The organism is Collinsella sp. AF20-14LB (genome assembly GCF_003459505.1).
In the GTDB taxonomy this organism is placed as follows: Bacteria; Actinomycetota; Coriobacteriia; order Coriobacteriales; family Coriobacteriaceae; genus Collinsella.
Window position 1 is genome coordinate 1 of record NZ_QRWD01000050.1, and the last position, 357, is coordinate 357.

Genomic DNA, 357 nt, shown 5'->3' on the forward strand with positions numbered 1-357 from the left:
CCGACCTCGTGTTCGAGGCCGGCGAGTTCTCCAGGTTCAGGAACGCCCGCTCGTTCGCCGCGTGGGTCGGCCTGACGCCCTCCGAGCACTCCAGCGGGGAGAGCGACCGCAGGGGCGCGATCACCAAGGCCGGCAACAAGCACCTGAGGAAGACGCTGGTCGAGGCCGCGTGGCACTACCTGACGTGCTCGGGGCGGCCGAAGGACCTCGCCAAGGGCCAGACCCCGGACCCAGCCGCCCGGAGGCATGCCGCCAAGGGCGTGCGGAGGCTGGTCGAGAGGCGCGGGGCCCTGCTCGCGCGCGGGGTCCACGGCAACAAGGCGAACGTCGCCACGGCGCGCGAGCTCGCCTGCTGGG

1 protein-coding gene is annotated in these 357 nt (G+C 73.4%); it reads left to right on the forward strand.

Annotation, left to right across the window (positions count from 1 at the left end; translation table 11 throughout):
* A partial coding sequence (locus DWX63_RS11440) for a transposase (protein ID WP_233514551.1) occupies positions 1 to 357 on the forward strand: 357 nt, incomplete at both ends.